This window comes from Acinetobacter sp. FY683 (assembly GCF_059515885.1).
In genome coordinates this window covers 87,784-101,959 of sequence record NZ_JCAKNA010000008.1, presented here as the reverse complement: position 1 = coordinate 101,959, position 14,176 = coordinate 87,784, and the positions used below count along the sequence as shown (strand labels likewise).

The 14,176-nt window shown below is 33.6% G+C and carries 15 protein-coding genes; 10 read left to right on the top strand and 5 right to left on the bottom strand.

All coding sequences use genetic code 11. From position 1 onward, the window contains the following. Positions 1-59: 59 nt before the first annotated feature. From aceR to AC5YDH_RS06455, 4 genes are all read left to right on the top strand, one after another. Positions 60-944 (top strand): HTH-type transcriptional regulator AceR, encoded by an 885-nt coding sequence (gene aceR, locus AC5YDH_RS06470; protein ID WP_496117844.1) that lies wholly within the window; start codon positions 60-62, stop codon positions 942-944. 95 nt (positions 945-1,039) lie between these two features. Then, positions 1,040-2,029, top strand: a complete 990-nt coding sequence (tal, locus tag AC5YDH_RS06465) for a transaldolase (protein ID WP_496117842.1) — start codon at positions 1,040-1,042, stop codon at positions 2,027-2,029. A gap of 73 nt (positions 2,030-2,102) precedes the next feature. Continuing rightward, on the top strand, positions 2,103-2,750 hold the full coding sequence (gene leuE / locus AC5YDH_RS06460; RefSeq protein WP_496117840.1) for a leucine efflux protein LeuE: 648 nt from the start codon (positions 2,103-2,105) through the stop codon (positions 2,748-2,750). A gap of 106 nt (positions 2,751-2,856) precedes the next feature. Beyond that, entirely contained in the window at positions 2,857-4,035 is a 1,179-nt protein-coding gene (locus tag AC5YDH_RS06455) for a benzoate/H(+) symporter BenE family transporter (RefSeq protein WP_496117838.1), read from the top strand. A 62-nt stretch (positions 4,036-4,097) separates the two neighbouring features. Here the strand turns inward: AC5YDH_RS06455 and AC5YDH_RS06450 are convergent, their stop codons facing one another. The 3 genes from AC5YDH_RS06450 to AC5YDH_RS06440 all read right to left on the bottom strand — a co-directional run bounded on the left by AC5YDH_RS06450 (position 4,098) and on the right by AC5YDH_RS06440 (position 6,086). Next, positions 4,098-4,655: a TetR/AcrR family transcriptional regulator gene (locus AC5YDH_RS06450; protein WP_496117836.1), complete on the bottom strand. Its 558-nt coding sequence runs from the start codon at positions 4,653-4,655 to the stop codon at positions 4,098-4,100. Between the two features lie 11 nt (positions 4,656-4,666). Further along, positions 4,667-4,999, bottom strand: coding sequence for an SMR family transporter (locus tag AC5YDH_RS06445; RefSeq protein ID WP_496117896.1), 333 nt, complete (start codon positions 4,997-4,999; stop codon positions 4,667-4,669). A gap of 97 nt (positions 5,000-5,096) precedes the next feature. Continuing rightward, a complete protein-coding gene (locus AC5YDH_RS06440; RefSeq protein WP_496117834.1) occupies positions 5,097-6,086 on the bottom strand; it encodes an alpha/beta hydrolase in 990 nt (329 codons plus the stop codon). A gap of 263 nt (positions 6,087-6,349) precedes the next feature. Between AC5YDH_RS06440 and AC5YDH_RS06435 the strand changes: the two genes are divergently transcribed. Both AC5YDH_RS06435 and AC5YDH_RS06430 read left to right on the top strand, forming a co-directional pair. Continuing rightward, complete coding sequence (locus AC5YDH_RS06435; RefSeq protein WP_496117833.1) at positions 6,350-6,793, top strand: universal stress protein; 444 nt, start codon at positions 6,350-6,352, stop codon at positions 6,791-6,793. 114 nt (positions 6,794-6,907) lie between these two features. After that, on the top strand, positions 6,908-7,354 hold the full coding sequence (locus AC5YDH_RS06430; RefSeq protein ID WP_496117832.1) for a universal stress protein: 447 nt from the start codon (positions 6,908-6,910) through the stop codon (positions 7,352-7,354). Between the two features lie 54 nt (positions 7,355-7,408). Here AC5YDH_RS06430 and AC5YDH_RS06425 read toward each other — a convergent pair whose 3' ends face one another. Both AC5YDH_RS06425 and pepN read right to left on the bottom strand, forming a co-directional pair. Continuing rightward, positions 7,409-7,633: a hypothetical protein gene (locus AC5YDH_RS06425; RefSeq protein ID WP_496117830.1), complete on the bottom strand. Its 225-nt coding sequence runs from the start codon at positions 7,631-7,633 to the stop codon at positions 7,409-7,411. A 223-nt stretch (positions 7,634-7,856) separates the two neighbouring features. Next, positions 7,857-10,466 (bottom strand): aminopeptidase N, encoded by a 2,610-nt coding sequence (pepN, locus tag AC5YDH_RS06420; protein WP_496117828.1) that lies wholly within the window; start codon positions 10,464-10,466, stop codon positions 7,857-7,859. A gap of 335 nt (positions 10,467-10,801) precedes the next feature. Here pepN and AC5YDH_RS06415 point away from each other — a divergent pair, with 335 nt between their 5' ends. The 4 genes from AC5YDH_RS06415 to hdeA all read left to right on the top strand — a co-directional run bounded on the left by AC5YDH_RS06415 (position 10,802) and on the right by hdeA (position 14,167). Beyond that, entirely contained in the window at positions 10,802-11,059 is a 258-nt protein-coding gene (locus AC5YDH_RS06415; protein WP_496117827.1) for a hypothetical protein, read from the top strand. A gap of 345 nt (positions 11,060-11,404) precedes the next feature. Then, the gene (locus AC5YDH_RS06410; protein WP_496117894.1) at positions 11,405-12,568 is read left to right on the top strand and encodes a hypothetical protein; all 1,164 of its coding nucleotides are present in this window, start codon (positions 11,405-11,407) and stop codon (positions 12,566-12,568) included. A gap of 40 nt (positions 12,569-12,608) precedes the next feature. Then, the gene (gene thiM, locus AC5YDH_RS06405) at positions 12,609-13,436 is read left to right on the top strand and encodes a hydroxyethylthiazole kinase (RefSeq protein WP_496117825.1); all 828 of its coding nucleotides are present in this window, start codon (positions 12,609-12,611) and stop codon (positions 13,434-13,436) included. Positions 13,437-13,852: 416 nt separating this feature from the next. Further along, positions 13,853-14,167, top strand: coding sequence for an acid-activated periplasmic chaperone HdeA (gene hdeA, locus AC5YDH_RS06400; protein ID WP_496117823.1), 315 nt, complete (start codon positions 13,853-13,855; stop codon positions 14,165-14,167). The last annotated feature ends 9 nt before the right edge of the window (positions 14,168-14,176 follow it).

The window sequence follows — 14,176 nt, the reverse complement described above, 5'->3', positions numbered from 1 at the left end:
ATTGTTGAATGATCGAGTTAGAATCTATCAAATATTTTGAAAGATTAAATTTTATAATTATGAATATCAATCAAGATCAGCTCCTCATTTTTAAAACTGTCATCGAAACAGGTTCATTTTCTGCTGCTGCACGAAAATTAGGAAAAGTTCCATCTGCGGTAAGTATGTCTATTTCAAATTTGGAGATAGATTTAAATTTACAGCTTTTTCAAAGAGTTGGTCGTGAGCCAATTCCAACAGAAGAAGCAATGGTTCTCTTTGAAAAAACAAATCAACTGCTTGTTGAAATGAAACAATGGAAACAACATGCTTTCGCACTCAGTACAGGTTTAGAGTCTTCTCTAAATATTGTGGTGGTTTCTGAACTTTTACACACAAACTGGACAGACTATATTTCAATAATTGAAACAAAATTCCCACAATTACAAATCAATATTTTCAGTGCTCCTCAAGAAGATGCACAAAAAATGCTACTCAATGGCACAGCACAACTTGCCCTAATGTTTGAGCGTGAACAATTAGAAGGCAATGAACAATTTGTAGAACTAAAACGTGAAATATTAGTTCCTGTATCATCTAAAAACTTTGAACTTGCTAAATTTGAGCATGTAAGCTTCGAACAAATATTACAAAGTCGTCAAATTGTGGTCGCTAGTAGAGATAAAAACATTAAGCCTGAGTTATTGTATTCAAAGTCATATTGGCGTACAGATAATCATCACTCTGCGTGTTCTATTATTTTACAAAATTTAGCTTGGGGTGTTTTACCCCTTGAAATGTTTAATGAAAACCCTGAACTCAAACATCAATTAAAAATTCTCAACTTTTCAGATTTCACTCCAAAATTTGAATATTTTGTAGATTTAGTTTGGAATCGAGAAAGCCAGTTAGGTGCTGCTGCTCGTTTTTTGATTAATCACATAAGAAATGAAAGAAAATTTTAGAATTTAGCTTCACAAAACGATTGAAGAGACTTTTCCAATACAAAGTTTGTGTTATAAATAAATGATGGGTAAACAACTTTAAAGAATAGATACTAATGACACTTACAGCCTTAAACCAATTAAAAAACCTAACCACTATTGTTGCCGATAGCAGCGACTTAACCGCAATTGAAAAGTTTCGCCCATTAGATGCTACAACTAATCCATCATTAATTACGGCTGCAGCAAATCAAAAAGAGAATATTGAACTCATTCAAAGTGCATTTACTCAAGCTAAAAATGAAAATTATGAAAATGACGAGTTGATTGAACGCACTATTGATATTTTAACGGTAAAATTTGGTGTAGAAATTTTAAAACTGATTGATGGTCGTGTATCTACAGAAGTCGATGCGGCTTTATCTTATGACACAGAAGCAACTGTAGCAAAAGCAAAAGATTTATTAGCACTATACAAAAAATATGGCGTAAACCAAAACCGCATTTTAATTAAAATTGCTTCTACATGGGAAGGTATTCAAGCTGCCCGTATTCTTGAATCAGAAGGTATTCACTGTAACCTAACCCTGCTATTTGGTTTACACCAAGCTCAAGCATGTGCTGATGCCAAAGTTACCCTTATTTCACCTTTTGTTGGTCGTATTTTAGATTGGTATAAAAAGGCTGAAAATGTAGATGCTTACTCGATTGATAAAGATCCCGGCGTATTATCTGTAAAACAAATCTATCACTTTTACAAACAACACGATATTAAAACTGAAATTATGGGTGCAAGCTTCCGTAGTATCGATCAAGTACTTGGTTTAGCAGGCTGTGATTTACTTACTGTTGCACCAAATTTACTTGCTGAACTTGAAAATGATACTCGTATTGTAGAAGCTCAACTCTTTGAAAATCATGCTCATGCACATTGTCAGCATGATGTTGTTTCATTTAATGAAGCGGACTTTAAACAAGCTGTAGAACAAGATTTGATGTCTTCTCAGTTATTACAAAGCGGTATTGATGGATTTATTAAAGCTCGTGAACAATTAAGTACTTTATTACGCCAATCTTTTGGTATCGATGCTGAAATTAAAGCTTAAGGTTCTATTTCCCATCTTTTTGTTAAGCCGATGTTGATATACTCACATCGGCTTCTTATTCGAGTGTATTCACGTGTTTGGTATCACAGACTTAACCACCTATATTATTGGCACTATTTTAATTGTGATACTACCAGGTCCAAACTCATTATTTGTCATGTCTATTGCATCTCGATTTGGGATTAAAGCTGGCTACAAAGGAGCTTTAGGTGTTTATACTGGCGATATGATTTTAATCATATTAACTGCATTAGGCGCTGCATCTTTACTACATGCTTTCCCATGGTTATTTATTTTACTCAAAGTTGTTGGTGCTGCTTATTTGAGTTACTTGGGAATTAAGTTGCTGATTGCCGCATACCACACTTTCAATGCAGTACATACTCCAGAAAAAATAGAAAAAAAACAATCATTAGAACAAGTTAAGCCATTTAGTACAGCACTTACTATTAGTATTTTAAATCCTAAGGCTATTTTATTTTACTTATCTTTTTTTGTGCAATTTGTTGATCCTGCTTACTCATATCCTGCGATCACGTTCACAGCACTTGCAATTATTTTGCAAATTATCAGTATGAGTTATTTAACCGTGCTTATTTTTTCAGGTGCGAAACTCGCCTCTTATTTTTCAAATAGATTAAAACTAACGGCAATTTGCGTCGCAAGTGTTGGTATTCTATTTTGCGGATTTGGCTTAAAACTAGCAACATCCACATTATAACTCACTTCTTTTTATACACTTTGTTGGAACATGTGCTGTATAAAAATATTGAAAGGCGTATGATAACTGCACGAATTATCCATTAATAATAATGTTGCAAGGACTCATGCAAAAGCTCATCCAAGATTTTTCCATACCTGCTGTTTTTGCAGGTTTTATTACTTTCCTTGTTGGTATTAGTGTTTCATCTGTACTTGTTATACAAGCGGCTCAGCATCTAGGTGCAAATACATCTCAAATTACATCATGGTTTTGGGCACTTGGCTTAGGTATTGGTATTAGTGGCTTATTTCTTTCATGGAAATATAAATACCCTGTAGCAACCTCGTGGTCTACAGCAGGATTAGCACTCATTTTAGCATCGGGTAGTGGCTACTCATTAAATCAAGCCATTGGTGCATTTTTAGTTTGTGGTTTACTTACTGCAGTCTTAGGGTTTTTAGGCGTTTTCAATAAAGCACTCGAATATATTCCACAAAGTTTAACAAGCGCTATGCTTGCGGGCGTTCTATTAAAATTTGGTATTGATATATTCGCAACGATGCAATACGAATGGGGATTCATTCTTTCATTACTCGCTGTTTACATCATTTCAAAACGCATTTTTACTCGATATAGCATTGTCATTACAGTAATTGCGGGTGTTGTACTTTGTCCAATGTTCCTGACTTTTGCCACGCCAAATATTCAATGGTCATTGGCTCGTCCTGTTTGGATGAAACCTGATTTTTCTATTGCCGCTATTTTAGGTATTGCTTTGCCCTTATTTGTTATCAATATGGCTTCTCAGTATTTACCCGGTCTCGCGATGATTCGTAGTTATGGTTATGAACCCAATGTAAAACCACTAATTGGTTTTACAGGTTTAATGCATACCTTACTTGCACCATTTGGCTGTTTTAGTGTGAATATTGCTGCAATTAGTGCTGCAATTAGCTTAGATGATCAAGTGCATCCAGATCCTAAAAAGCGTTATATCGCAGGTATGAGCTGTGGTTTATTCTATATTCTGATGGGTTTATTTGCTGCAACATTAACCAGCTTTTTACTGGCTTTTCCACTTGTATTTATTACTGCCTTAGCTGGTATCGCACTCTTTGGTACGATTGGTCATAACATTGCAATTGCCTTTCAAGATGTATCAGAACGTGAAGCTGTATTACTTACCTTCTTATTTAGTGCATCAGGAGTAAACTTTTTTGGTATTGGATCTGCATTTTGGGGGCTAATTTTTGGTTTAGTGGTTTCTATGATTCTAAAATTGAAAATAAAAAAGTCTAACTAAATTTAAAAACAGAAAAAGCAAACCGAGGTTTGCTTTTTTCATAATACATTAATTTGCTTAGGCTATTTAGGGTGAGTGCGACGTATAAGTTCTGCCTTTAATTTTGCAGCTTCTTCTTGCTTCTCAACCTTGGTAAAAGATGTTAACCACAATCCATCTGCAGCATAACGTAATATTGATAAATCTAAATCACGATCAGTTTGCTGATGCTTATGTAAACTTGCATCCAACCAACGAATCCAATGTTCATTGAACGTATGATCTGTGAGCATGGTCATCGATATGGCATCCCATAAGTTTCCCATACCCTCGACATCTTTACTTAATGTAATATCAATATATGCACGAGTAAATCGACCATATTGCTCAGAATCATTATTCATATATGAATCAAAAACATCATTAAGTCTTTGAAATATTTCTACAAGCATTGCATCTAACAATATTTGTTTATTTGAAAAATGATGAAAAACCCCACCTTTAGTAATACCCACCAGATCTGCAATACCCTGTATTGAAATGCCCGTAACACCCTTTTTCGCAGCAAGTATAATTGCTGTTTCTAAAATTTTTTTACGTACAATTTCTGGTTCTTTTTTACGTTGATGTGGATTTTCCATTCATATTCCTATTAGTGCCCCGCAGATGTTGAAAACATATTAATAACAACAACCCCTGACACAATTAAGCCAATACCTATAAGTGCAGCAATATCTAGGCTTTGTTTAAAAACAAAGTAACCCACTATTGCTGTGAGAATAATACCAACTCCAGCCCATATTGCATAAGCAATCCCTAACGGAATTACCTTAATAACGTGCGATAGCATATAAAATGCTGCACTAAACAGAACAATAACTGCCAAAGATGGCATAAGCTTAGTAAAACCTTCCGACTTTACCAAAAATGCTGAACCCATTACTTCTGTGATAATTGCGCATGCCAGTAAAGCATAAGCAAACATTACAGGACTCATATAAACCTCAAAAATATAAACATACCGACCGGTAGGTATGTTATAGATTTATAAAATTAGATGCAATCTTTATATTTAAATAAATTTAATCAGAATTTTTATCTAAAAACTGAATGGTTTTAACAAAAGTTTCTTGGCTTGCTTTTTTACTCATCATAAATTGATATTCATGCACAAGTAATTCTCTAGAATTTGGATAAAAAATTTCTGTAACAGGAATATTCTTTTCCTTTAACGAAAGAACAAATGGAATAGACTGACTTTCCGTTAAAAAATCTTTATTACCCCCACTAATAAATACAGGTGGATAATTTTCAGTTAAATGCTGACTTGGAGAAATACTTGCCAAAAAGTTAGCATCATCTTTTTTACCGCCAGTATATGCCTGAACAAGATTTAAAATCCCCCATTCAAATAGTTTCATTTCCTTGGCACTGTTTTTAACAAAACTTTCTAAGTCGTAAATACCACAATGCAAAATTAAACCTTTTAATTGAGAAGTTGATATTTGGGGATATAAATCTGAAGTTTGGGCAAACTGAGCATTTGCAACAAGTGCAGCATAATGACTTGCCATATTTGCACCTGCAGAATCACCTGCTAAATAAATTTTGTTAGCATCTATGTGATACTTATTTGCATGCTCTGTTATAAATGCTAAAGCTTGATCAATTTGTTGTAATTGTTGAGGATAAATTTCCGTTGGTGCAAATTGATATTCTACAGAAACAACATTATAGCCTTGCTCTGCAAGTCGTTTAAAATAACCACTCGCATGTTCTTTTGAGCCTGAAATCCACCCACCACCATGAATCCAAACTACAACGGGTCTTTTACCTAATTCGGCAATATTTTCAGGTTGATATAAATCAAAATGTAACTTTGGATTTTCCATATATTCAATATTATGTGTCACGATAATATTTTCAGGAGCATGGCGTTCAATAAATTTCTTTTGAATATTTGTAGATGCATTAAATGCACCTGCAATAATTTTGCTATTATTTTGCGTATTTTGACACCCACTAATAGCTAAAGATAAAACTAAACTCAGCAAAACAAACTTTAATTGCACCGCTAGCCCTTTCATTCATATATAAAAAATAATAAATTGAGTTTAATTTAGTTTTAAATATTTCCCTATAAAAACATATCAAACCAGACAAAATATAAACAAAAACCGACCAATTTTATATGAATATTCTGCCAAATAAATAACATAATTTTGATTAAAATTTATTATTTTTTCACGATCACATTATAAGGTTTGAACCATCACTAGCAATGTGTTATCAATAAATAAGTAGGGTCAATAACGATAACTTTGGAGCATTTTTTATGTCATATAACCATATTTTAGTTCCTGTAGATGGTTCACAAATTTCATTTTCAGCAGTCAAAAAAGCAGCTCAAATAGCAAAAGCATTCAATAGTAAACTTAGCTTAATCAGCCTTGTTGCTGAAGACCCTTTTACAGATACAGATTTTTATTATTCTTCAGCAGCAATGAAAGAATACTTTGTACAAGCTTATAACAATGCAGAAGCAGCACTAAAAGAAGCACATGAATTTTCAACTGCTGAAGGCGTACAAGCTGATGTTAAAGTAGTAAAAGGAACAGTAAGTGCGGAAGGTATTTCCGTTGCTGCCAAAGATGCAAATGTAGATTTAATTGTTATAGGTTCACATGGTCGAAAAGGCTTTAAAAAGCTTATTTTAGGCAGCTTTGCTCAAGATGTTCTAAATACAACTGAAATTCCTGTACTTGTGGTCAAACAATAAAACTTATAATGAAGCTCATATTATGTGGGCTTCGTTTATTTCTACATAGATATATTTTTTAAATTCCTCTTTCAAATATAAATCCACTAATAGACAACTTCTTTAGGAAAAATGATGACAATATATAAACATATACTCGTTCCAGTAGATGAATCTCCTATCTCTTATGCTGCTGCTGAACATGCCTTAGCACTTGCTAAAGACCTAAATGCAGAAGTTACTCTAATGTGTGTCATTGCTGTCGATCCATTTGTTGGTGTCGATTTCTATAAAGTAGCACCTGCGGTAACAGATTACTTTATGCACGCAGAACAAAATGCTCGCAATCGCTTGAAAGATTTATCTCTAAACTTTGAACGTGATAACATTAAAATCAACTCAAAAGTCATTCACGGCGTAGCACCTTCAGACGGTATTATTGCTGTAGCAGATGAAGTTAATGCAGATTTAATTATTATGGGATCTCACGGCCATACAGGTTTCAAAAAACTCATATTGGGTAGCGTTGCACAAAACGTGCTCACAAACTCACCTGTACCCGTTTTAGTTGTGAAAGTTTAATTCATTAAATACAAAAAAAGCCCGTATCTACGGGCTTTTTTAAATATGAACGAATTATACGCGATATGGTAGATAGTACATTTGGTTTAAAGCTGTATAAAAACTACGGCGGTCTTGATTTAACTCAATTTCACGACCAGATTCTAATAAAATATTTAATCCAACATTTACCCAAATAAATCCTTCACGCGTATTTTGCATTTTTTTTGAAGGTACTAGGGATACTACAATTTCACTACCATCAATTGCTTTCGCAACCAATTGATTACTATTACTCAATATTTACACCAATTTAAAAATAAGAAAATAATTCTTTTCAGAACATTATAAACAGAAGAATGATGACATCTAAAAAATATCGTTAAGTCGATAATTGAGAGGAGAAATAGAAGTTTTTATTATCTGTTCAAATATTATAACACATTATTTAACTTTAGTTAAATAATGAAAAAAGGGCTAAACAACCTAAGTCATTTAGCCCTCTTTCATATATGGAAGAAATTTACACGCTTAACATGCTATTTAATGTTTCAGATACGTTTTTCGATTTTACATCTGGTTTTAAAGCTTCTAATTCAGCTTTTACCTCAGAGCGTTGAGGCTCTGCTAACGTATACCAACGAGATAAGACCTGTAATAAACGAGAACCAACAATTGGATTTTTCTCATCTAAGTACTTCGCAAGCTCAATAAAATGCTGAACACCAAAACCCCACGTATTTACAGGATTTGCATTTAAACCACCTGTAACAGCACGAATACGGTTTGGAATTGCCAAATCATAATCTGCATGTGTAGTTAATGCTTTAATGGTTTCTGCTGTTGCCTTTGGATGTGCTGCCTGAACCATAAACCATTGATCCATAGATAAAGCTTCATCTTTAAAGCGATTATAAAAATCTTCCAATGTTGCTTTCGCTTGCGGTGCATCATTCCAAACGAGAACTTTTAAAGCACCTAAACGTTCTGACATATTCAACGTAGTCTGATACTGTTCATTTGCCAATTCAAATGCTGTTTCATCACCCTGACGCGCAATCATAGATAAAAGAATATTTTTCAATGCACGTACACCCATTGCTTGTGAAAACTCTTTTTCATTTGCTGGGTCTAAAGATAAATAGGCTTCTTTACAGAAAGAACCAAAAGCATCCGCCAAAGTTTTTAATAAAGTATTACGTTGAGCTTGAATAGTTGCAGGATTGTAATCTGTATCAATACGGCTACCTAAATAACCTTCTGCCGGTACATCAAACAAACGTGAAGCCAATAAAGGATCTTTCTGAATCACTTCAGGTAAGGTTTTCTTCATCGCCTGAACATAAATATCAGATGAATGACCATTTAATAAAACACGTTCAAGTAAAGTTTGTGTTGCTTGCCATTGGTTAAAACCATTGGTCTCAAATTGTAATAAGAATGCCAAATCTTCATCTGAGTAGTTAAACTCAAGATTTACAGGTGCAGAGAAATTACGAAGTAATGACACTACTGGTTTTGTCATTACATTTTTAAATTCAATGCTTGCTTCTGCTTGATCAAATAAGTAAACACCATCTTTTACTGCATTCTCAAATAATGCATCAGACTCAAGCACAAGTTGTTCACCTGTTATTGCATCAAATAAAGCAAGAGCAACTGGAATTGGAACCGCTTTTAAATTTGGATATTTCGCATGCGCTTTTAAAGTTTGCTTAAAGCTTAAACGATAGGTTTTTGCAGTCGCATTATATTCACCCTGAGCTTCCAATTTTGGCGTACCAGGTTGGTTATACCAAACTAAGAATGCAGATAAATTAACACCCGAACCCGCTGTTAATGCATTAACCCAATCTTCAACCGTTACAGCTTGACCATCATGACGTTTAAAATATTCATCTGTACCTTTACGGAATTTTTCTTTACCCAGTAAAGTTGCCATCATGCGGTTAATTTCCGCACCTTTTTCATAAACAGTCGCTGTATAGAAATTATTAATTTCAACAAAGTGATCTGGACGTGGTGGATGTGACAATGGTCCTGAATCTTCAGGGAATTGATGTGCTTTTAATACAGCAACATCATCAATACGTTGTACCGCAGCAGATTGTAAATCTTCAGAGAACGATTGATCACGGAAAACCGTTAGACCTTCTTTTAAACATAATTGGAACCAATCACGGCAAGTAATACGATTCCCTGTCCAGTTATGGAAGTATTCATGTGCAATCACCGATTGAACACGCATAATCGCAGCATCTGTTGTGTATTCTTCATCAGCAAGTACGCATGAAGTATTAAAGATGTTTAAACCTTTATTTTCCATTGCACCCATGTTAAATGCACTTGTTGCAACAATCATGTAATTGTCTAAATCATAAGGACGACCATAATGCTCTTCATCCCAACGCATAGAATGTTTTAAAGCTTCCATCGCAATATGACATTTAGGAATATCTTTTTCTTCAGCATAAATTTCTAAAGCAACATCACGACCTTCAGAGGTTGTATAACGGTCTTTTAAAACAGCTAAATCACCAATCACACATGCAAATAAATAGCTTGGTTTTTTAGTAGGATCTTGCCAAATTGTATAGTGACGATCTTCGCCCGCCTCACCTGCTTCAATTAAGTTACCATTCGCGAGTAAAACTGGATATTTTTTATCTGCCTCAACACGTGTTGTAAATACAGATAAAACATCTGGACGGTCAGGATAAAAAGTAATTTTACGGAAGCCTTCTGGCTCATTTTGCGTAACAAACAAATCCGAAGCCGCTTGATATAAACCTTCTAGCATGGTGTTTGTTTCTGGATGAATCACCACTTCAGTTTCAATAATGCTATTTTGTGGTGCATTTTTAATCGCAAGTTGCTCTGTATCGAGTACATACTCACTTTCAGTAAGTTTCTTACCATTAAGTAGAATAGTTTTTAATTCAAGATCACGACCTAAAAGAACTAAATCACCTTCAGCTTGACGCTGCATCACCAATTTTGTATTTACAAGTGTATGATCTGCAAAGACTTTAATATCTAAATCAATAGAATCGACCAAGAATGTTGGCTTTTGATAATCTTTTAGATAAACAGTTTGATCTGCTTCTACCACTGGGTTTGCCGCAATATTCATATTATGTCCTACTGTTGTTTTAGCACTAACTTTCCTGTGAGGTATTTCGATCATACTTCAAACGTACAGAAAATGTCTTTGCAATTCGTATGCCTTTATATATGGGACTTAGCTCCTCTTTTTCAATATAAAAACACTGAAATATATATTGTTATTCATTTTTTAATCACCGCGCGTTTTAACTATAAAATCGCACTAGATAAAAACTCATACAAACATATAATGATATAAAATATTTTAAATTGATCATTTTGTGCACGATTCTTGCTTATTCCTATATGCTGAAAACGTAATCCAACAAAATACAATGCAAAATAAAAAATCAGGGGTGTAATATGTTTATCAAAGATCACATTATTCGTATTGAAAATATCAAGACTTTACAAGCACTTGATGCTGCAAAAATCAATCATAAAGTCATTGCACTATTTATGACATGTGAAGGAATACCACTCAAAGAATTTGAAGTAAGTGCCATATTAAATAGCTTCGACACTTTAGGAAGCAAAAAAATAGCATCCAAAAAAGTACAGGCTTTGCTCAAAGCAAAACAACTCAGTGAAGAGGATGAAAGTTTACCTTGTCCTGTGTAACAAACTCATGAACCAATAAAAATACGGCTATATGCCGTTTTTTTATATTCACAACATTCCTTTCAAACTTATACTTATGCTTTTACCGCATAAACCACTGAAAAAATTAACTAAATTTTAGTGCAAACGAATTCTATTATTTAATAAACTATTTTTTAATTTATATGATTTTAATCAACACTACAGCCCATTAACTCTCCCTAGATTATTAAACGATATCTAGACTAAATACAGAGTAAATTATAAAAAATATAAAGTCTCAGAGAAATGAATTACTTTACTGAAGTTTGAAAAGCTTCGCCTTGTTCTGTGTATAATTCAATAAGACAATTACGAATGTGGATTATTATGCTTCAAATTCTCCAAAAACAACTTGATGAAAGTACACAATGCCCTTTGTGTCGTGCATCTATGTATTGGATTGAAGCTGAAGAATTTGATAAAGAAGTGAATTATCATGAATGTATAAGCTGTCTACACAAGGTTTATCAAGATAGTCGCCAAACTTGTCATTGTGACACCTGTACATCAGATCGAAAGAAACTGATGAAAGAAACAATGCAACAAGAACAAAGAAAAATTAAACAAAAATCCCAAGATATTTTTGAATATGACTTAAACAATCTAAGTTTTTTAAATAAGTTATTTTTACTCAGTATTTTAGATGAACTTGTTGATGAACACACAGGACATCAAGAATTTATTGACTGGGAACAAATCAAATTTCGACCAATTAGCCCAAGTTACTTATTTCAAAGTTATTTGATTAAACAACTTGTTAAAGACAATGTTTTACTAGCGAAAGAATTTAGTGATACTGCTCAGCAATACTATATTAATGTTCGCTTAGATGGCTACTCACAACCTAGCCTTTTCAGTATTACCCAACAATTAAGAAATTGGTTCTATGAAAATTTAGCATTAGGCGTGCCCTTTAAATCTTCAGATGAAGTAAAAGAAGCTGTTCATCTTTTGCTTTATCAAGAAATTGTGCAATTTATGCAATTCTATTGTAGAACTTGGGGTGTACAAATTGCAGGTAATCAAAGTTTTCAAAGCTTTTGTTATCGCTTAATGGAATCACTTGCTGTTGGTCAAATTTATTATTTGATTCAAAATGCGCTGGAATATTTACATCAACAAAATGCATTAAAACCTAGAAATGAAAACTTCATTAATACCAATTTGCTGAAAAAGACCTTACAGCAATATCGTGAACGTGCATTAACCGAAAAATGGGAAACAACAACTTTACCGCGTCCTTACAATATTCCACTCAGTAAAATGAGTGAAATTTTATTCTATAAATTTTTAGGTTATGACGACAAAATATTTTTCCAACCCTTTTGGCGATCATGGAACAAAATTGAACCTCGCTTAAAGTTTTATTCGCTTAAACGCTGTATGCACTGTGGCTCAAATGAACTCACTGTCGATTATGATGCCGAAGATTATGTATCTTTATTTTGTAGAAACTGCAAACACCAAGACCATTACTTCACCAAATAACTGATATTTTTTCAAAAATAGTATGAAGCAAAACTCTCCTATGAATAACTCAACTCAATTAAAAGCCCAAATTTTAGAACAAGTCGTTGAAGCTTGGACTCAACTACAAGTACAGCAACCTTTAGTTCATTGCATTACCAATAGTGTTGCAGCCAATTACGTTGCCAACATTCTTTTAGCAGCAGGCGCTTCTCCTGCAATGATCGACAATACATTTGAAGCAGAAAGTTTTGCAAAAATTTCAGGTGCTATTAGCATTAATACAGGTACGCCAACTCCCGAACAAACTGAAGCAATGAAAATTACAGCTAAAACTTGTGCAGAATATAACAAACCTTGGGTGCTTGACCCTGTTGGTTATGGTGCTATCTTAGCTTGGCGCTCCAAAACTGTAGATGAGCTTATAAAATTTAAGCCAACTGTTATTCGTGGCAATGCTTCTGAAATTAGCTCACTTGCGGGCAATCAAAATCAAACTAAAGGCGTTGATAGTCTCTTAAATAGTGCAGATGTTTACCAACAAGCTAATATACTTTTAGAACAAGCGCACTGTGTTGCAATTTCTGGCGAGTCAGATTTTATTATTACAAAAGATATTCCAGCCGTAATTCAAATTAATGGCGGTTCATTTTTACAGCCAAAAATTACAGCAACAGGCTGTGCACTCGGTGCACTCATTGCCGCATATTGCGCTGTAGCTAAACCTAGTATTGCAGCTATTGCAGCACATATCCACTTTGCGATTGCAGGTAAATTGGCTTTTGAAAAATCAAAAACAGTTGGAGGTTTTGGCGTTTCATTTATAGATGAAATTTATACAATGGATGCAGAAAAGCTCAAAAAACATGCCGATATAGTCATAAGATAATAATTTCATTGGGGAGGTTTAAGCTTATTTTAAACCTCCACCCCCAATATTTAACCATCTCATGAAACCTGAATAATATTCAAAAATCTCAACCAATGAAGATCAGCTTGTTAATAAATAATAAGATGGAAATTTAAGCAAAATACTAAAAAAATTACGTTCTCTTTAATAAAACTTCTAATACACTTTTTATAAAAACCCTTTAACTAATCACTAACATACGTAATTTCTCCATAAACTTTCCACTGCATTCCCACATTGAACATTATCGAATTTCAATCTTTATCAAAATGGTTACATTATTATAATAAAATTATACATTTCATCTAATATTTATTAATGTATATTAAATCAACAACAACAAATCACTCACTAAACTAAGTCAAAACCACTAAGTTCAAACAAAGGAAACTAAAATGAAAAAACTATCACTTATTATTTTATCTTGTGTTGCATTAGCTCCAATGCTTGTAAATGCAGCACCGAATAAGAAGCCAGTCAACAAATGGACATGTGAAGATTTCCTTGTTCTTGATACAACATATCAACCTACTGCTATTGGTGTATCTATCGCCTTAAACATGAACAATAAAGGCATGGAAAACCAAGTCATTGACATGCAAGGCATTGAAAAGATCACTCCAATTGTAGTGCAAGAATGTAAGAAAGATAAAAAACAAAGCTTTAAGAAAACACTTCATACAGAATGGGCTAAAATAAAACATAGCTAATTTTTTAAA